Origin of the sequence: Fibrobacter sp. UWR2 (genome assembly GCF_002210285.1) — a bacterium.
GTDB lineage: Bacteria > Fibrobacterota > Fibrobacteria > Fibrobacterales > Fibrobacteraceae > Fibrobacter.
In genome coordinates this window covers 30,086-50,805 of record NZ_MWQE01000011.1, presented here as the reverse complement: position 1 = coordinate 50,805, position 20,720 = coordinate 30,086, and the positions used below count along the sequence as shown (strand labels likewise).

9 protein-coding genes are annotated in these 20,720 nt (G+C 45.3%); 1 reads left to right on the top strand and 8 read right to left on the bottom strand.

The window, feature by feature from the left end:
- Positions 1-52: 52 nt before the first annotated feature.
- Genes B7994_RS12560 through B7994_RS12550 form a run of 3 tightly spaced genes read right to left on the bottom strand, consistent with a single transcriptional unit; the run spans position 53 to position 3,349 of the window.
- Complete coding sequence (locus tag B7994_RS12560) at positions 53-1,198, bottom strand: SGNH/GDSL hydrolase family protein (protein WP_088638815.1); 1,146 nt, start codon at positions 1,196-1,198, stop codon at positions 53-55.
- A gap of 7 nt (positions 1,199-1,205) precedes the next feature.
- Positions 1,206-1,928, bottom strand: a complete 723-nt coding sequence (locus B7994_RS12555) for a hypothetical protein (RefSeq protein ID WP_088638814.1) — start codon at positions 1,926-1,928, stop codon at positions 1,206-1,208.
- Positions 1,928-3,349, bottom strand: a complete 1,422-nt coding sequence (locus B7994_RS12550) for a hypothetical protein (RefSeq protein ID WP_088638813.1) — start codon at positions 3,347-3,349, stop codon at positions 1,928-1,930. Before B7994_RS12550 ends, B7994_RS12555 begins: the two co-directional genes overlap by 1 nt.
- 295 nt (positions 3,350-3,644) lie before the next feature.
- Between B7994_RS12550 and B7994_RS12545 the strand changes: the two genes are divergently transcribed.
- On the top strand, positions 3,645-4,745 hold the full coding sequence (locus B7994_RS12545) for a DUF2278 family protein (RefSeq protein ID WP_088638812.1): 1,101 nt from the start codon (positions 3,645-3,647) through the stop codon (positions 4,743-4,745).
- An 82-nt stretch (positions 4,746-4,827) separates the two neighbouring features.
- On the opposite strand, the gene B7994_RS12540 is transcribed toward B7994_RS12545, so the two are convergent.
- From B7994_RS12540 to B7994_RS12520, 5 genes are all read right to left on the bottom strand, one after another.
- Positions 4,828-5,598 carry an FISUMP domain-containing protein gene (locus tag B7994_RS12540; RefSeq protein ID WP_088638811.1) on the bottom strand — a complete coding sequence of 257 codons (771 nt, stop codon included), beginning with the start codon at positions 5,596-5,598 and terminating at the stop codon, positions 4,828-4,830.
- A 95-nt stretch (positions 5,599-5,693) separates the two neighbouring features.
- Positions 5,694-5,978: a hypothetical protein gene (locus B7994_RS12535; RefSeq protein WP_088638810.1), complete on the bottom strand. Its 285-nt coding sequence runs from the start codon at positions 5,976-5,978 to the stop codon at positions 5,694-5,696.
- A gap of 44 nt (positions 5,979-6,022) precedes the next feature.
- Positions 6,023-13,264 carry an RHS repeat-associated core domain-containing protein gene (locus B7994_RS12530; RefSeq protein ID WP_088638809.1) on the bottom strand — a complete coding sequence of 2,414 codons (7,242 nt, stop codon included), beginning with the start codon at positions 13,262-13,264 and terminating at the stop codon, positions 6,023-6,025.
- Between the two features lie 15 nt (positions 13,265-13,279).
- On the bottom strand, positions 13,280-20,239 hold the full coding sequence (locus B7994_RS12525) for an RHS repeat protein (RefSeq protein ID WP_088638808.1): 6,960 nt from the start codon (positions 20,237-20,239) through the stop codon (positions 13,280-13,282).
- Entirely contained in the window at positions 20,239-20,697 is a 459-nt protein-coding gene (locus B7994_RS12520; protein ID WP_088638807.1) for a hypothetical protein, read from the bottom strand. Before B7994_RS12520 ends, B7994_RS12525 begins: the two co-directional genes overlap by 1 nt.
- Positions 20,698-20,720: the final 23 nt, after the last annotated feature.

Below are 20,720 nucleotides of genomic sequence, written 5' to 3'. Positions count from 1 at the left end.
GTTGCATTTAAATGAAATTTCCTGAAAATTTAGAAAAAAACGCCATGTTGCCCTATTTCCACCCGAATTTCGAGCGTATCCATGCGCTCAGTTTCCTGGCATCTTCGGCGGCCTCTTTTTGGGTCGGGTGGAAGTTGATCCCGAACGGATTATCGCCTCTCGGGTCCAGGGAAAAGCGGTAAAGGTCCCCGATTCCGCGGCTTTCGAGGGTCGCCTTCACGGTGTCCAGGTACTGGCGGCATTGGACCATGAGTTCGCCCGTGAGCATCGGGCCGTCGAGCATCACGATCTTGGATTCCGGGTGATACGAGCGTATGCGCTCGATGAAACTGACCGCCGCGCTCACGAACCCTGCGGAATCGTTCGCGCCGCTTGCAAAGTCATTCGTTCCCAGGTTCACCACGACTATGTCCGGGTGCCACTTGTCAGGGTCCCAGTTTACCGTGTAGATTGACGTCGTCCCGGTCAATCCGTATATGGCGGGAAGCAGGTAGTTCTTGCTCCTGTCGTAATTGATGTGGAAACCTCGCCCACCCATGCAGATGTTGTGTATCTCGGCCTTGAGGGTCATTGCCGTCTGCCCTGCATAGCTGTGGTACGAACTTGTATAGGCCAGCTCGGATTCTCCACCCGGGACAGGGTTCAGTACGTCGCACCCGCACGTTATGGAGTTTCCGACAAACTCAATCTTGTGCTTGGGAACTTTGGGCAATAGGTCCTTGCGAGCCTCCCCCAGTACGCGCAGCCCGTAGAATAGCCAGTCTCCGTTGCGACTCTCGCTCCTTTTGTACAAGGTAACCACGTGCGTGCCGTAGCGCAGCCCGTCAACTACGGGCACTACGATAGGCTCCTCGCCCGTCTTGGCAAGCTTTATCAGGGACGAAGGCTCCTTTTCCCCGTCGACGAACACATCGATATAGGCGAACTGGTTCGTGCCGGCCTCCATCTCGAGCGCTGTCCCGACAAAGGCTACGGTGACGGCGGAGGCCGACCACGATAGGATTACGAAGTCGCCCATGGTATAGTTGGTGCGGCCCGTGATGCGTAGCAGCTCGGAATTGTACGGGACTGTTGTCCACTCGAGCTGCGGGGGCTCCTCGGGTTCGTCGGAATAGGTGGTGCTGTTGCTGCAGCAGAGGATAAGCGGGAAAACGGCTAGCGCTAGGAAAAGGCGTGACTTTCGCGCGAACCGGAGCATCGCTGGCCTAGAACTTCACGTTCACGCCCAGACCGCCGCCGTCCTCCATGAACTGCGGCACGATATCCATGCGCTCGGAAAAGGACTTCGAAGATGTCGCCCTGTAGATGCGCATGGCGTCGAGCATCGATATGACGCGGTTGATGACCAGCGCACCGACAGAGACCTGGAAAACGATGCGGCTTACGCGGTAGTGCCGCATGCGGCTCTTGAACTCGTCGATATGTTCCGTTGATTCGGGATTGTCGCTAGAGCCCCAGTCCCACTGGATGCTTTCGTCCAGGTCGTCGTTCACGCCCTTGCCCGCACGGATCATTGCCTGGTTGTAATCCTCGTCCATGTCGGGCGAAGAGTTTTGCCCCGCGATACCGCTGCGGCTACGGTAGTCGCCCACCGTGTTGAGCATCGATACTTTGTGGCTGTTGCTCGTGAGGCCCGCATGGCGCACCGCATAGCTGTGTGCCGAGGTGATATAGCGTTCCCCGATGACATACGAACTGATGGCCGTGAGCCAAAGGGCGGCATCCGTCCATACGAACGGGCGTACCAAGCTCTTTTCGCCCAGGTAGAGTTCACCCATGCCCGGCAGGCCCGCACTGGCTCCGAGTGCAATCCACAGGCTCTTGTCGCGGTTCTTGCTTACGCTCTCGTCGACCGAGATGACCACCTGTGCAAAGGAGGTCGTGGCCGCGAGGAGCACGGCAAGCAATACTGCCCACAGAAAACGCATTAGAATCCCCAGCTGGCCTGCACGCCCACGTCGAGCCCGTTAAAGATGTTCACGTAGCTGTCGAAATGGAGGCGGTCGTACCAAGAAAGTTCTTCGGAATACAGGGTCTTGTTGTGCGAGTTCGCCGTGAACGCCGCGTCGATGGCCGAGACCAGGTGGTTCAGGATGAGCCCGCCGAAGAACCAGACCTGCATGTCGGCGTAGTCGTTCGCCTTGCCGCGCATGGAGCGGTATTCGTCCATGTGCTTGGACTTCCCTAGCGGGACAAGCCCGTCGGACGGGTCTTCTTCCTCGAGTTCCAGGTTAATCGCGATAGCCGGGTCGGTCACGTCGTCCCAACCGAGCACGTAGGACTTGTCCGAAATCTGCTGGTATACGGCAGGAGCGTCATAGAACGAACCGACGGTCTTAATCTCGTCCTTGAGCGAGGACGGGTTGGATACGGAGAAACGGTCGTAGTGGGCCTTGTCCTGGTTGAAAAGGCGGCCCGCCGTGTAGCAGTTCGATGCGGTCGCGCTACCGTAGATGGCTTCGCAGAACCCTTCACGAGAACTCATGTAGCGGGCCTCGAAGCGGGATTCCTCCATCTCGTCGGAAAGCTGGCCGTAAAGGTCACGCATGCCCGCCTCGTAGCGGCCGATGGAGTAGTGCTCCTTCGCGTACTTCTTGTATTTCTTGACCTGGTCGTTGTACTTGTAGACGGAGAAGTAGTACCAGCTGCCCCAGAGGGCGGCCTCGAGTGCGAGGTAAACACCGCCACGCACGTAGGTGAACGTGGATCCGCCCACGTAAAGCTGGCCGGAGCCGGGCACTACGAGCGACATGAACAGCGCCTTGCGCGGGCTGCGGTAGCGGCCCTTCATCTCGTCGATGCCGTAGACCTTGGACACCTTCACCGGGCCAAGTAGGTCACGGCGGCTCATGCTGCTCGAAGAAATATCGGGAGCGGGCTGTTCGGAACTGCTGGAACTGAGTGCGGCGAGAGAGTCGCGCATCTTGGCCTCTTCGATCTGCCTGTTCATTGATGCAACATACGAATCTTCGGGCGAAGCCTGCTGCGCGGAATCGGCGACAGCGGAATCTGCTACGGATGAATCTGGCTGCACCGCGGAATCGGCGTTTGCGACCGGTGCGGCGGGGACCGTATCGGCCGGAGCGGATACGGCTACAGAGGAACTACTGGCGATGCTCGAGCTGGAGGGCGCGACAGAACTGGACTGCGGAACCTCGGAACTTGAGGATGCGGCGACGCTGGACGCCGGGACGACACTGCTAGAAGAGGGTGCGACGCTGCTGGAAGATGCGTCGGCAGCTTCGGCCTCCGCCTCGAATTCCGCGAACAGGTCGCGGGGTTGGGCAAAGGACTGCACCGCACACATACCGGCAAAAAGGGCCGCAAAAGAAAAGGCAAACTTGCGCATATGTCCTTAAAATAGAAAAAAACGGGATTTTTGCCCACTTTCAGGTGATTTTGCCATGCGAAAAGGCCTCCGGAGCGACTTTTTTAGGGAAAATATTCCAACCTCGCCTCTTTTCGAACTTGTAGAGGTGTTCCTTGCGCAGGTTATCCCTAAGCTCTTCTTCAAAGCATACACTACTTTATGAAATTGAATGTATTGTGTGTTTTATTCGTTTATTCTAAATAATTTATTGAAAATATTATGTATAAATTATATATTATTAAAATAACCTTTAATCAATCTAAAAGGAGATTGTATGAAAATACCATTGAGTAAAATCATTGTACTACTCGGCCTTGCCGCTATAACATCGTCTGTATTTGCTCAGCAGAGTAAATATGGCTATGTTGTAGGAACATTCGTCGCTGGCTCAAATGAAGTCGAGCGCATAGGGCAAGAGGGTAAGTTTTTACATTATCGCTTTAAGGTAAAGACAAGTAACAATAAGGTGTACGACTGTGTTATTGATATCAAGAACGGCCATAAATATGAATTCCCGTATAGAATTGTAAATATGCGAGACTATAATGCGAGTTACTATGGTAATATTTGGTCGGCGACAAATGCATATCATCCCATTACAATGATTCCCGGAAAGGGCGGTACCGCTTCGGAAGGTGCCCTAGACTACATACGCCATTACGGAATCCTGCGTGATATTGCCGGTAGGAGATGGCAGCATGACAGCGCTACTCCAACGAGTGACCCGAAGCAGTTTAAATTGCCGATGTTCGATGAACTCTTCAAGAATGTTAAGAGGATCTATGTCTTTGGAGCGCCATATTCGAAGGGCTATGGAATGCACCTGATTCATCAAAACCAGGGTGACCAGAACCCGGAACATATCTCGGGAAATGGTATTTTCCAGGATGGAGCTGTTATATTTGAGTATTCCGCTGTTGGCGCCAAGAAGCCCGTTCGAAAGATGCTGATGGTTAAGTTCGATGACCAGCCGGGTGAACCTGGCCAGTCTGATTTCTCCTATACAACGGACCCGGATGGGAATGGCCCCCTGCATATTGGGCAGGCTGCTCCCTATAATGAGGAAGTGATTCGTTATAGTAGTAAGCCGGGTGACGTTGATAGAACGGTTTCAAAGATTTTTGGCCCCTATGATGCAGAACAGGTTGAGATTTATGCCAATAACAATGAGGACGATTGCATGTCTTATAGCGATGTCGATCTGTTCCTTGGCAACTCGCCCACTGTGAATAAGGATTCTGGCTCCATTGTCTTTTCTCGGCAGAATGGATGTGTAAATGAATTCGTTCGCTACTATGGCAATGACCATTACTACTTCTATGTGAATCCTTGGGATAAAGACTCTTACCCCTTGATTTATGTGCGGTATAGGTAAAAAGATTTACGTGCCTTGAACGTGCATTTTATGGAAAAAGGTCGCCGAATGGCGACCTTTTTTTGCAGAAAACTGAATCCTGCTAGTATTTTATGCAGCGGACGGAATATTGTGCGCCTTTGCCCGCGGAACCAACCCTGACCACCTCGTCAAGCGGCTGGACAAGGAACATGTGGGCGTATTTATAGTCATCATCGCCGAATGTATCTTGCGTTCTAGACCAGAAATATGTTCGGTCGTCCCCCGTGAAAGCATTTGTGGGGCTGTAGGATCCGGCAGAGGCCAAAGCGGCAAAACCAAAACGGTCTGTTGCTGTAACATATTTTGCCCACTCGGGCTCTTCTGTGGATAAGAGACTCGCCGCTAATGATTCGCCTTCGTTGTTTTCCCTGACAAACCTCATCAGCTGTTTCCAGTCACTTGTGTCGGGCAACGCCCAGCCTTCCGGGCAGGCCCCCTGAAACTGGCCTTCTGTCAAAGCACAATTCTTGCCCACACCGCATTCCGCATCCGTTTTTCCGATAGCCTGAGCCCAGGAATAGAGACGTCCGTACTTTTCGCAATTTGCGGGATTGTCCGAACGGCAAATGGAACCTGGAATAGCATACGCAAGATTTTTTGCCATCCAAGTCTGCTCACCAATCTTTACCGTGCAATAGGATTGCCCGTCACGAGCGTCGACAAAACTCCCGCAAGTATCAGGCACTTCTGCCACTACGCTACTCGAGGAGGGAACAGTCTCGCTCGAAGCCGGCGGCGGTTCGGGCACATCCGTTTTTACAGGGTTAGATTCATTGTCAGAACAGGCCCAGAAAGCCATAAGGAAAATAGGAAGAAGGATTTTTGTTTTCATATAAAGAAATGTAGTATTATTTTTTACAACTTAACAGAATGAAACAATGATTTTACGGAAAAAGGCCGCCGAAGCGACCTTTTGTGGGAAATTTGTTACGATTTTTTGATGTAACGTTTCTTTGTAATTGATGGATTTTTCTCTTTGTTTTTTTTCATTTCTTTTAATGCTTTGTCGAAATCATCTTCAACTATATATTGATATTTACTTCTTCCTGGAACCACGCCTGCATTGCACATGATAAAAATGGCAAGACCAAACCAAATAGTAATTGGCAAGGCTAGAGCTCCAAAAAGTGTTGTTTCATTATTTATAAGATTATGAACCACAATTAGGGTAAAAAATAATATAATGATAACTATTGCTTTAATTTTTTTCATTTTAAACCTAAATCTAATTTAATGGTTAAATCTAATCTATTATGTTATTTTGTTTTTTCAATTATTACTGGACCAACCTCTACATGCGGGTTACCCTGACGTGGAGGAGGTGTAAGTTCAGGAGGAGCCGGAGAATTATTTATGCTGTTATTGATATCATCAGCAAAAGCTTTTGCTTCCTCAGGGGTTTTGAAGGAGTTGTAAACATTAGGATCTTGCATTCTTCGGTTAAATTCATTAATAAAGGCATCAGAATCTACATTCTTAGATAGTTCTTGATATCCGCGAGCAAGATCAAATACTGTATACGCTACGGTTGCCGTATTTCCTGCAACTTGTTCCATGAGTCCCATAGCCCCTGATTGAATAGCTTCTGCTGCGCCTGTAGTAGCACCTGCTGCGCCCTCTGTTAATGCGCCCTTCGCAAGGCCATACAAAATAGATGCAGGAATTGTGGTCCAAGCAACAGCAGCAGCAGCTTCTGGAGTTATAGCGACAATGATTGCGCCTGCAATAGAGAATGCGCCCATTAAACCATCTCTAATTAGTACACCCGAGTACGCATCTGCTTCTGTTACAATTTTTATTTCATACGTTCCACCACGCTTGCGAATTAGATAGTTTCCTATATTATCATAATATCCAATAGGATTCCCCCCATTACCTGCGTATAGATAGGGGCTCGCAAATTGTCTTTCAGGATCGACGGATGTCCACATTCCAAGCATAGGATCAAGATACCTAGCGCCGAAGTAGTTCAGCTCGATCTCGTCATCCCTCTCCTTGCCAGTGAAGTTCTCCGTAATCTTTCCCGAAGAAGATGGTTTAAGCTCAATCTGTTCACCAAAGGCACGATAGTCATATGCCGCCATCACTGTACCTGGGGTTCCATATCCTGACGTATAAACAAGCATCGTCGAGCCGATATGGTTCTTCAGGAACCACTCAAACGTTCTGGAGGTGTTGACATTCGCAGGTTCAGAAGCATCTTCAATCTCATAACGGCCGAGGCCCTGCGGCATGTTCACCACAACCTTCGTCTCGGGGCTTTCGCCGGCGAAATTCTCGCGGATTTCGGTGCCGATGCCCGTGTAGTGGGTTACCTGCTCCGTTTCCCATACGCCGTTCCCCAGGTCGCGCATGCGCGTCTTTGAGATGCGGTGGCCTAAACCGTCATACGCCAATACCAGCTTCGTTGAACCACAAACGATTTGCTCGTGGATGTCGATGCAGTTATCGTTGCGTGTGAATTCTACGGGCATACCTTTCCAATCATAGGAAATTTCCATCTTCTTGGATTTGTCTTTGGTTAAATGCCCTTCTGAATCGTATTCAAAGTTGTCCGATTCGGACATTATACGGGTATCAGCAGAACCACCCATGCCATCGGCTACGGATATCAGGTGATTGTTCTTGTTATCATACGTATACTCGCCACCTGTGGAGCCTACTTCATACTTATTATTTTGATCGTTCTTCTTGGCTCTACGCTGTGCGGTAATCCTGCCTTGCACATCATATTCAAACATTTCATCAAATATGGGCTGGTTGGCGTCTGCAACACTTGTCAGACGATTCAACTCATCATAAGTGTATTGTACGTCTCGCAGAGCTTCGTAATCCTGGTTTGAATGAGCCAATTTATGAAGCATGCGGCTTATATTGCCATTGTATTGCGGAGTACATTCCCCATCGCCACAATCTTCGTAATAAAGTGTTTCAGAATAGAGCTGCTCTTCACGGGTAGATGTCACATCAATTGTTTTTACGGCACCACTAATATGGTAGGAGTAAGAAAGTGTCAGCGCATTACCCATCTTTATAGACTTGACTGCCCCTGTTGGTAGGTACTCGTAAGTTGCTATTGCATTTTCTGGACTTGAGCCATCTTTGGCAAAGATTGATTCAACACGTCCAAGACGATCATAATTATAACTTTCTGTAATTTTACGCTTTTTCGCATTATCACTCAAGCCATACGGATACTTTGTCACGGTTAGAACCTTACCACCTAGATCATATTCAGTTTCTACCGCAAGTATCCAAAGGCTATCATCCGGCAAAGTGGGGTCAAACGAGTAACTCGCAAGAACACGGCCATATTTATCGTAAGAATTAGCCGTTGAAACACGAATTACACTATCGGCACCACTTGTCGCTTTCTTTGCAGAGCCATCGGTGTTGAATACTGTTCGCACATCAGAAATCGTAGCAGTAACGCGACCGCGTGTATTTTCAAAAGAAACATTGGACGGAGCAATATCGACACCAAGGAAATTCAACGTGTCTTCTGTGGGTACTTTGTCATAGAATTTACGAGTAATTGTTCCTGGAGTGAGGGCCTCTTCTGACGGGAAATTTTCTTTATTTGCTTCAACAGTTTCATCAGTCAATAAGGCCGTTTCAAGATCTTCCTCTTTTTTATTGTGTTTCCATTCACCTGTTGCGATAGCACGATTCAAATGGTCATAAAGTATAGCAGTAGCTGATTTTGTTCCAATTTGATTTTGAGTCTGGGTTGCACGTATACGGCCAAAACGGTCATAATAAATACGAGATATCCCAGCATCAGGTTCATCAACTTTCACTAAACGATTTTGCGAGTCGTAATTAAAATAACTCGGATCGACACATTTTGTCGGTTTCGGTGTATAATCACAACTCAAAGGCGAATGCGCCTTAATAACTTTACCCTGAGCATTTAGTTCGTAAACACTACGCGTTAGAAGTTCATAAGCAACTTTTCCATTTTCATTCGACGATGTCTTTTTCATGGAACCGCTGACAATGGTCCTTCCTTCACCGTCTTTTACCGTAAATGCTGCAATGCCATTCTGTTCAATTGTCATTTCCCACATATGAGTGGGGTCTTTATCCTTTGCAGCATGGAAGTTGTAATCGCCATCATCACTCTTGGCATTGTCCAGGCATTCGTTTTCCGTATAGACACGGCAATTCCGTACGGCATTTACCGCTGAAGCTAACGAAGTGAAATCAGTCGTATCGATACCTTCCAAATTCACGCCAGATGAATATGTACGAACCACATGGTGTTCCTTGGAATCTGCGTCCAGCGAGAATGCCTTGCCAGGAGCGCCTTCAACATCCTTAGTCGCTGCAGGATCCGGTTTCCACTTTGTTTCCACAAAAGGAAATCCCTGTGCATCAGCATAGAACGGATTATCCTTAATATACTTTTCCTTTGCTATATCTGGATAGTCTAGTGTATAGATTTCAGAATTACAGTCCTTGGCATCATCACACAAGTATTCAAACGGAAGATACTTATACCAAGAACGGCCCATAGCATCTCTTTCCGAACTCTTCACAAGGAGTTTATTCATTCCATCATAAGTACGGCTTTCAATTTCCTCATGTTGAGTTGTCGTAAAGCGCACCGCATATGTTACCGGCTGGTCATTCGTATTCGGAATCAAGGCAAAGTCATCGAAACTTACATTCGAATTCGTTCCTATACAAAGAGACTTCTCAGAGTCATTCAATTGCCCTTTTAAGAAATATACCGATTGACGGAACCACTTTGCCGACCCCGGCACATCATAAGATGTATTTCCCAATTTCACATAAAAATTATTACAATTTTTCTGACCTTCAGCGCAATTTTCATCCATATGCCAGAACGACAGAACTGCAGCGCTATCTGCCAAAAGTTCAATAGCTGACTCAGGGATTTCTTGACAAATTTCGCCAAACAGCTTTATAAACCTAGAGCCCTGTGTTGTTGCTCCTCTGATATTATTCACTGTTCCACTCTTAAGATCCCAGCCTACCATGGAGGGCTCTTCAAAGTCTCCATTCACAAGCAACTGTCCGCCTGAATAGGCCGTGGCATCTGTACGGTTCGGATTTGGCTTCTGCACTTCTATTCCAGGAATTTCAACTACAGGTCCATTACCTTCACCATAAACAACCTTATACCGAGCAGCATACGGATCAGCGACTCCATAACGAGGAACCAAATCGTTCGTGAGAACAACAACATTTTCAACAACATCACTTCCAGAATTATTCCTGAAATTTGGAGCGCGTGACCAGTCATCCATAACATTCCATGTAAAGAATGTTTCTGCTTCGTCCTTGTCTACGCAAGTGATGCAGTTGTCGTTTAACTTGAAATTAATAGACACTTCGTTATTAATTTTTAGACCGTCCTTCACCGTAAAGATGAAAACATGCCTATCCCCTACAGAATGTCGTACAACAGACAACTGGTCGTTTATAGCCATTTCAACACCGGCTGTTGAAAGTTCATTACCATTGGCGGTAAGAAGCGGAACCTGTCCATCGGGATGAGTTATAAAGTATTCCACATAAATAGGACCATCCGCATTAAGTGTTCCGATATTCTTTACCGTTAGTGTAACTTCTGCCTGACCGTTCTTTACAACGATATTTTCAGTTTGTTCATTTTCGCCTTGTTCCGAATAAGAGAAATCATAAAGACTTTCTGTTTCATACACCGTAAATTTGTAATTGTTAGCAGTGACACTGCCTGAAGAAGTTCCTCCCTTCGGAACAGTAATCGAATTACTACAATTAAAACGTGGCTGACCGAAAATCAAGTTCCCTTTATCATCGTATAAAGCCATTCTGGAATCATCGCTCATTATACTTGCGTCGGTCCAACTATAAATGTCATCCCTCTTATTGATAGTTTTTCCGCCCATATCCATTGCAACAGTTATTGGACTGTATACAGGGTATGTTCCATATGGCGCGATAAAAGCATTCTCATCTAATTTTATTCTCAGGGCAAATTTGCCATCTGCGCACACTTCTTTTGTAATAATGGAATTCGCGAGATTTCCATCATAGAACTTTACGTCAGCAGCATTAAAGTCATTGTGAGAATAATAGTAGAATAGCATTTCATAGTTGCCAATGGACATTTCCTTATTTCCGGAATTGTAGACTTGGAATGCAAAATCACCTCTAAACACAACATCCCTGGCATAATCGACAAATTGGGCCGTAAGTTTGCTGAATTTATATTCGTCTTCCTTAATATCGTGCTTGTCATTGTCTTGGTTGCCGCCATTATTGTTTCCGCCATCGGAATACCCACAGACAGCCCCCGATTTTCCGTAAACCCAATTTCCGTTTGCATCATACAGACTCATTTGCGGATCGTCTGTCATTACAGTGGTGTTAATCCAGCTCTCCATATTCGATTTTGTCATTGGCTCACTATGGTATCCGATGTAAGCGCCAACTTTTAGAGGATTACTGGCGTCCGAAGGATAGCTTGATCCGGCCTTCACTATAGCATCTGATTTCAATTTGATTTTCAAGACATATTTATTATCAGAGCATTGCTGATAGGAATATGAAGCGCCATCTAGGTTGTACGGGTCAAAAACTTTTTTTGCATTTGCAGGATTTGGGGCGTCATCATAATAGAAGAGCAATTCATAACCGCCAATAGAAGCGTCCTTTGAACCAGTATTTACCACATTAAACATAAAATCACCATGGTAGTCTTGACTGGCCTGAGCATCAGCGAACTGAACCTTCAAATTGGAGTTGGTCACAATATCGTCGTCGTGATGTTCTCCATTATCACACTGTGGCGCATATCCAAAGACTTTCCGACCATTGGCATCAAATAAACCAACAAGATTGTTGTCTGCAAAATCTGAAATGCCCATCCAGCTAGTCATTTTTTGTTTCTCAACGTTGGCTCCGTTCTCCAAGAATGCATCGTAACGAATGCTTACCTGTTCGTTTGCTGGATAGTAGTTATGAGACGCAGCAACGGCATCTGAACCCAGATTAATTTTCAACATGTATAGATCATCTCGGCAACGTTCAGTGCTCCATGTCGTTGGGTTAGAACTTCCTTGGATAAACTTCAATAACGCAGGGTCATACGACGTTTTGTCATAATAAAAACGTATTTGATAGCCATCAAGATTCACATCTGCATTATCATCGTTTTTTACACGGAAAACAAAATAACCTCTCGTAGGATGATCAGGTTCCAAGTCAAGGAATTGTACCGTAAGATTCGACGGAATTTGATTGGAAGGAATAACAAAATCATCGGCATTGCACCATTTCAAATTATTCTGGGCCGTTGCTCTGTACTGAATGCGGCTGTGCTCACCATCAACGCGTTCTTTCGGCTGAATTATATGGCAACTTGAATTAAGCCAACTAGGATAATTACCGTACAAAAGCGTTCCGTTTTTTTCAAAAGAAGCCATCTTGTAGTTGTAATGTTTGTTTCTGGCTGCAGAATGATCGTATGATTCTGCTGGGTACAAGTATGAATAATCTTCGTTGGCATCATATTCGTCAGTTTTTTCGCTCATGTCGTTAAACCAATCTAAGTTAGTCCGATAGTTTGGAGCATCATAAAGAGCTAATTGAAATTCGCCCAGGTGCTCTCCCGCATCAAGAGTCTTTATTCCGGCGTATTGATGCCTGAATACATAGTTATTACCATCGCATTCGATAACTTGAATACAAGAGTTTTCAGGGAGTTTCCATATACTGAAGATTCCTGTTTGTTGGTCATTGGGCAAAGTCATGTAGTAATCGATAAACGGATTATCAAGAGTCTGTTGTGTATTTGTGTTATTTATCAAATACGAATATATCTCAGCTTGAGGATAATAACTAGCTGCAGCATCTCTTGATATTATAGTTGCCTTGCTATTCGGTTTTGATCCACTTCCCATAGGTTCATCTAATGAATTTACGTCAATGGAAAAATTAATTGTCGAATTAGTATATTCTTTAAGATCATCATCTTCCATTACAGCTTTACCAATATAATGGAAATGACTTTGTCGAATTTGCTTTAGATAGATCTGGCCACTATAACTTCCGGGTTGGGATGCTGTTCCTACAAGTTCATAATAACACGTCTGCCTATCTCTCCAATGTAAGCCATCATAACCATTTGGATAATATAAGGCTTTTTCACTTTCAGTAAGCCAATTTTTCGTTTCAAGACGTAGATTGATTTTTTTATCGCCGTCTTCCAAAGTAGAGGTCGCATCAACTATGCAATCACAACATCCTTCAATATCAAGAGGTATTGAAATCTCTTCTCCAACCCAAAATTTGGTCCGTCTTTTTTGAGAAAGGCCTTTTATTCCATAATTCCAAGTGAATCCTTTTCTATCAGAATCAAGTAGACACGACGGAGTATAAGAACAATATTCGGGCGTTGTACAAGACACAGGTCTATCACATTGCGCAAACGCAAAGTCGGCAAAGAAAAAGACAGAAAGAATCAATAAAACCATTTTTTTCATTTTTTGGCCCTCCTACTAGTTACTACTCGACGAAGAATTGTTGTGGGTCCATGGAATTTCATTCCGATTGTCATTCATAAATTCCCTATGATGAGATTTGAAGCTGACCCCGTCATCATTACGCGTCTGAATAAGCTGGCCCAGCGGGTTATATTCGTAGTATGTTGACAAATTGTCTGTATCAACAATTTGGAGAATGTTGCCATAGACGTCATACAGATAGGTCTTTGCTTCTGCATTATCTGGGTAAACGCGCAGATAATTTAGGACTTCACCCTTGTTAAGCGTTAATGTCATATCGGATAGTTTTTCTCGCTTGGTTTGCCACTTTTTGCCAGATTTCTTAACACGATATTCAACAACAAGTTCTCCTGAGCAATTAAACGAAGAGGCTTTAAGTGTGATGGTTGATTGGGCAACCATTTCACCCTTCTTTGTTTCAACCTTAAGGTTCTCCGTCACAGTATTGACTACATTGACCGAGACGATCTCATTCCCAACAGGAACTATTGATGCTGTCTGGTTTCGATTGGCAGGGAAGAATAATCCAGTCTGGTGCAATCCATCTTCCGTATAATGAGAAGAAATGACTCGACCCTGGATATCCTCTACTTCAGTTGGCCTGTAGTATTGGTCAACGGCTAATATGTGATTACCGGAGAATTGGTTCTTGTCAGGCCAATTCATCGAGGAACTAGATTCAATATTTTGGTATTCTGCAACGAACCTATAGGGTTCATGTTGAGAATCGAGCTTATTTTTAAGACTGCCAATATTTTTGGGGGTATCCTTTGTTGTGAATGTTCCCCATTCGATATAAGGATATTTATCCGATTCCACCTGAGAATTATCTGTGTAGGTCAGGTTGCCATTGTACTTCTTCATTGGCTTCATGCTGAAACCCTTAAGATACTTCACCTTTTCAAGATTATTCCAGGCGGCATTCTTGTCTATCGGTGTAGAATCCGAGTAAACGAAATCTGCAAAGTTTTGTGAAAGCATGTTCTTTTTGAACATGTAAGCAGCCATTTCCGATGCAGACGAACTTGATGGAATTTGAACGGCGTGATGAGGAATCTTTACGCTCAGTTTTCGAATTTCCTTGCCGTTAAAAGAAGGAATCTTTGCGACAGTTGCTGTCGGATTACTTGTTACAGGATCATATCTGTGGTTCTCGGTCCATGTCGTCATTCTGCGCTTGTTATTTTCTTGGCAGCGGTTATCGCAGGAACTAGACGAAATGACTCCACTTGACGATGAATTTGCGTCAAACTGTTTTTCCTGGTTGTCGAAACCGGTACTCGTCATAGACTTAATCAGGAATGCAGGATAACGTTTGTATGCGAACGAAATCGTGTCTTCATAGAAAGAAACACCGTTTTCTGTTTTCTGTTTCCGAGCAGCCAATGACCACTGTCCGCTCTTACAATCGTTGTTGCCATTACACTGTAATTCTCGAATGCTTTTCCAACGTTCTAATTGTACGCCGATTTTTGATTCTATGTCCTTTCCTTCGGCAATATTCGTCAAAATATCAGGAACTTTTGTTGCATAAGCATTAGAATCGACTCTCAACAGAATTGCCTTGTCGTCATTGCCGCGATAGAACGTGGTTTTGGTATTCATACCAAGGAATGCTGTGAAATCATGATAGGTAATAGAGTCTTCAACCCTTACGGTTGCGTTCCTAACCACATCATCCAATGTCATATCCTTATAAACAACTTTCTTGTACAATATCGGATAGTAGCCGAACTTCTGGGAACGCTGCCAATTCTTGTACACATTCCAGCCATCATCAAGATGCGCAACAGTTAATGTTACTTCATTAAAATTAGTCAGGTTGCCAACATCCAATGTACCAACATCGGTGTAGTTTCCGTCGGCTTTCTTGTATGTAACCTTAATGTAGGCGACATTTCTGACGTTCTCGTCGTAGAAGCTAAATGAGGTAAATTTATCCTGTTGAAGCAGAATCTTCATTCGATCGCCAATTCGTTGCTTGTTCTTGTTAAGGAATTCAAACCTTAATACATAAGGTGCAACCTTATTCATTACCTCCTGAGCATCCAGCGAAGGTTTATTTCCCAAGAACAGGTCAAAAATATATGACGCAAGGCCTTTGTTCAGTACAAGCATGTTGGCATTCACACGGATAAACGGACGCAGTGCGTTTTTCGTATCAGAATCAATATATTCCGCAGGTACGCCAGTCTCTGGAGTAATGTATTCGTATTCAATTTTTCCGTTTGTCACCTTTTCATCATTATCTGAATTCTTGACAGTCACCTTGGGGTACATAATTGTTGCACCCGGAACATAAAGTAGGTCATCGTCCTCAAAACCGACAATTCTGGATTTCGATTTCATGTTCAAATCGGGCAAGGCAAAAGACATGATACTTGCGTTGAAGCGGTTTCCGAGAACCGTTGTATAGGCTGAATCGGGAAGCTGGGCCATTTCGCCTGGTTCATATTCGTATTCGGTTTTGGTCGTTCGATCTATATCATGTCTGACTAAGCTTTTAACGCGCAGATCACCACCCTTAATGGATGCGTACTCCTGCTTGGGCCACATTTTTCCCGAAACATCCGAAACATCCCAATATTGTTTGTTGTTTATCTTATCGGCGGCACGCTGGAGACCTGCAAGAATCATGTCATTGTCTTTTCCCAGAACTAGAACACGGGTAAGCCACTTTTCATTATCCGTAGCGTGGAATACTCCATTTGTGAAGTAACCTTTCTTCAGTTCATACGGAAGATCGGCGGAACCTATCGTCGATTGACCTTCGTACATGGCCAAGAAATTCGTACTACCTAAAATACCCACATCCCTAAATCGGTCACAATCAGCAAGACCAAAGACACCGCAGTCAACTTCTGTTTTGAGTTCTGACCTAGCATTGAAATATACTGTTGTGTCACTATTAATTTTTTTGTCCTTCACTATACCTATCTCATCCATATAGTCAAAATCGCCGCCTGCATAACCCTTGGGCTTTATATAACTCCAATAAGCGGTACGAGGCCCGAGACACTGATCCTTCCAATACATCGGCAAGAATAAGGCGCAAGCATGATTATTATATTGCGGATCAATATCCTTTGAAAAATCAAAATCATCCTTAATTCGAGAACACTGGTCTATTCTAAACATCGAAGCGTACAGTTTCTCATTAGAATGATCTTCACCATTCTTATAACTGTCTCTCTCATATTTTACTTCCAATACTCCACCCGCAGGGTCAGTAATCTTATTCAAGCTCCAAGCGGCAGCGCCGTAGTCAGCGAAGGACTGATTGACTTTTCGATTGTCTTCATTTCCATGATTATTCCAGAAGCCCCATTCATCAATTGTATATTCCGAAGCTATAATAGAAGCATCAACATCTGTAATATTTCCATAGTAGTCTTCTGTATAGAATTTTTCTTTCAACTGAAGTGAAGAAGAACTTTCAGAAGATGTTTCTCCGTTAGAAGAAGATGAAGTCGGCGTCGCGATTACCTTTGGCGTATTTTGTTCAGACAGTTCAGCCCAGGCGTCCTTAGCGCTATACCTTGTCGATGTCTGCGCCGCTACGTTATAATCAAACTTAAACGGAGGCAAACTCGTACAACGACCATTCTGGCATCCCTTTTCAGAGATGGCTTTCAGGGTCAATTTTCCGTAAAGATTCGAACTCGTCGTGTTCTTGGAGCACACATCCATATCTGCATTAAGCGGCGAACTCTGGATATCCTCAAGATTCTTCGGATACCTAGCCTTACAATACGAATTCAATGTTCTCGGATGTAACGAGTAATCATAGTCAAAGATAAATTCACGATATGCTTTAGATTCTTTCTTGTTAAAGTAGGAAATCTTTTTCAAATACCGTCCCTGGTTCATCGAACCATTTTGATCACCTGCAAAAACTACATCCGCCCAATCAAGAATAGGAGGCAACAGGCTGGATTTATCAGGATCTGAACTGGGAGTGCATGTACTCCATGTCCAATAATGATTTACAGACTGATGATGGCCAGCACCACTAGTAGAAGTATGCATATCATGATTAAGACCGCACTTGGTAATCTTATATGCATCATCATCAGAAGAAATTTGCGCGTCTGCATCAGCAATGGCATAGCCATTTCCATTTTCTGCTAAGACAATTTTTACCTCTCCGTTAGAAGCCTTATCAAACAAATTCTTGCCGTTTGTACTTGTCTGCCAATAGAAGCTTTCTCCAGATCCGGCTTTCAATTTAATCTTATAAAGTCCATACTTGGCTTCTTCCCCAGTTGTTTTTTCTATCATATTCTCAGCCGTTTTATCGACTTCGAATACAAAATCACGTTTATCCAAAATTATGGAGTTGTTGTCCCCTACATGGATCATCATTTTTTTATCATAATCTGATTCCAATCTTAAGGTTGGATTATCCTCCAACGCACTTGCTAATAAAGCGGGTACTTCGACATTTACGTACAGCGCGTCATAGATAAATGTTGCTTCATGCCAATTGGTCGTTGGTGTCAATGGTTCGCCATCAATTCTTAACGTTTCTATAAGTTCCGGTTTTACTGAATTTACCTTTAACGCAAGCGAAGCCGTGGTAAGAATTGGAAGATATTTGTTACCATCCTTGTCCGTTTTATCGAAATACCACCCCTTTCCGTCTACACGTTCTTCTTTCTCTGTGTCATTAAGAATAAAATCAACCTTATGAGAAGCTGTTTCAATACTCTTCAAGTACACATATTCCTTAACACCGAACGAAGCCTGGTACATTTTTGTGTCGCAGCCAAGGGGTGTCAAGCCATTCCTTTGAACTCTAAAGTTGGGCAAGTCTGTTGACATTGCGTGCGGCTGGGCATAAGGCGAACGCCACTGGTAAAGAATCGGGTTCGTATAGCTGAATCTTACATTGTAACCAAGCGTCTTTGATATTTCATTCTTTTCTTTATCCAGTTGGATATAATCTGGCCCCTGAATTTCGGTCAACAACCACTGCGTAGCATGTGGGTTCATGTTGATCTGATAAGAATACAACTGTGTTTCATCGGATTCATCTGCCTTACATGCTTCATCCAAATGCCCTTGCATCGCTTTACGAATGCCTGCAAACATCTTGGGCGGCCAAAGAAGAGTCGTGAGGCCATCCCAGAAATTATCCCAAAAGCCTTTGTACTTTGACATCTTATAGTCAATAAATGCTGGCGTTCCTTTTTCTTGGTTGATTGTATAGTCTACCTTTAAGTATGACTTAACCGGCTGCGTAAAGAAGTATTTTGTACCGTTAGAATTTGTGATTACAAATCCCTTAATCTTACTAACAGGAGACTCGTCGTCAAAAATCGGTTCAACCTTTCTGGAACCATACAAGGCATACTCTGTTTCGCCAATAGTCCTTTTCAAAAGTTCTTCCGAAACGCTACCGGCCGGGCGGCCCTTTGCTGCTCCCGTCTTTTCACTTGCATAATAACCACCTTCGCCAAGGAACAGGAAGTTCAGACCAGAAGTCAAAGGTTCATCGGAATCCTTATTCTTGCGATAAACCATGCGGTTTCCTTCGTTCCTAAATGTTGTCTTATAGTCTGCAAAAACGGAGTTGACGCTATTATTAGCCTTGTAAGACGGATACAGAGAAGCCTTTCTTGCCAAGTTTTTCAAGTCATTCTTGTCTACATAATCAAAATCTTCTGTCTCCGGCCAATGCTTGCTATCCAATTCCAGGATCGGATTGTAGTATTCGACCGTTTTGGGGTCTTCCTTTTCACGATTGCTTATTAGGCTAAGCATCTGGTGCTCTTCTCTCGGGAAAGCCCTGAACGTTCCGGAAACACCTTCCGATTCAATTGTATACATGTCATACGCGGGCTGCATTTTTTCATTGCCCAGCGTCTCTAGCGTGCGTCCCTTAAATGTCCATTTCCAAGGAATGCGACCGGTACTCTGACCAGAACCTGTACGTGCCCCCGGAATATGGTCAACAGAATTATCCCCATCAGCGACAATTGCTGGACCACCTTGGTACATGTAACCATATACGTAGTCAGATGTTGCTGCCCTCATGTGGTATTCGTGTAACGACTGGCTGAAACCAAGCGAGAACACGCCTACGTTTGTCGGCACTACGATTGCAAAACCTGTAGATGATGTTTTTGAGCTGCCCTTTGCTGTAGAACTTGCCACGGAAGCCGTTACAGGGCCAAGCGATGCGGAGGCGCCATTTTTACGAACGGAAGCGCCAATGACATTCATTGCGTTTTCCATGTTCTTCGATTTTACGGCCATGCCCGCGTAAGCCGCTGCGCCCTGGCCCGTTGTATACTGGACACCGGCAGATGCTCCAATGCCGTTCTCGCCCATTGCTCCAACACCGGCGCTAAAAGTCCAGTCTCCTGTTCCCGGATAGAACATTGCACTGGCATTCAGTGATGCGCCATCGCCAAAACCGACCTTTCCGCTAATACCAATACCACGGTTTGTGCTTACCGTAAAGCCGACTTCGGCTGCTTCGGCAACTTTGTAACCGAGGGTGAAAGAAGCGCCTACGCCACCAGTGCTAGAGGCGTTCATACCGACGCTAAAGGGGCCGTTGGAATAAGAGAGATCGATACTCCATGTATACATGGCAGAGTACTGATAAACGTACCCAAGTGTACCGCCATGGAACTGGTCATCCGGAACGCCACGAACGTCACGTACGATGCTACCCGGACTAAGAGTCCATCCGAGGCCGACCCAGGATGCTTCTTGTTGCGGAGAAATACCTGCATGGTACGAAAGAGATAAAGGGTAGCTTCCGTAGGCGCCGGGTACTTCACCAAGCGGAATCGAGTAGGCAAAGTTACCCGAAGTCAGGCTAACCATGTCCTTCATCTCGGAAGGTTCGAATTGTATGTAATCAGGCTGAGTGGGCCCGCCCTGCAAGGCGAATGATGCTCCCGCAAGGCCAAATAACGTTATGGCGGCTATTTTTTTCATTATTTACTCTCTTCCAATCGGATTTTTTGACAATTTTTAAGTTCGAATTCAACGCCGCCAATCCCCTGGCTGACGTTTTTCAAGCGGAGCTTCGCACCGGGAATTCGGTCGGCAAAACTCAGCACAAACATGTCCGCAGTCCCCAGTTCGAAGGTCTGCATCTTGCGCGTCAGTACGGCGCCCGTGGTATCTTTACCGCGAATGAGGAACGCGTCCTCAAAAGAAAGGTCGGAACGGGGCGTCGCACCTACGACAACCCTCATTCCGGAATCTAGCGGTGTCCCCCACTTGGCGATCTCGTAATCGTACGTGAGCGGAATAGCAAAAAAACGGACGCCGGACCGTTCCAGCTCCGTCTTGCATTTTTCATCGTAGTAAGCGACATAATCCTCCTTGGGGATGCGCGTCTCGCAACCCATCAAGAGGACTGTAGCACCGAGTGCCAAGATGTATCGCATTTTACTCAACCCCTCCCCCGTTC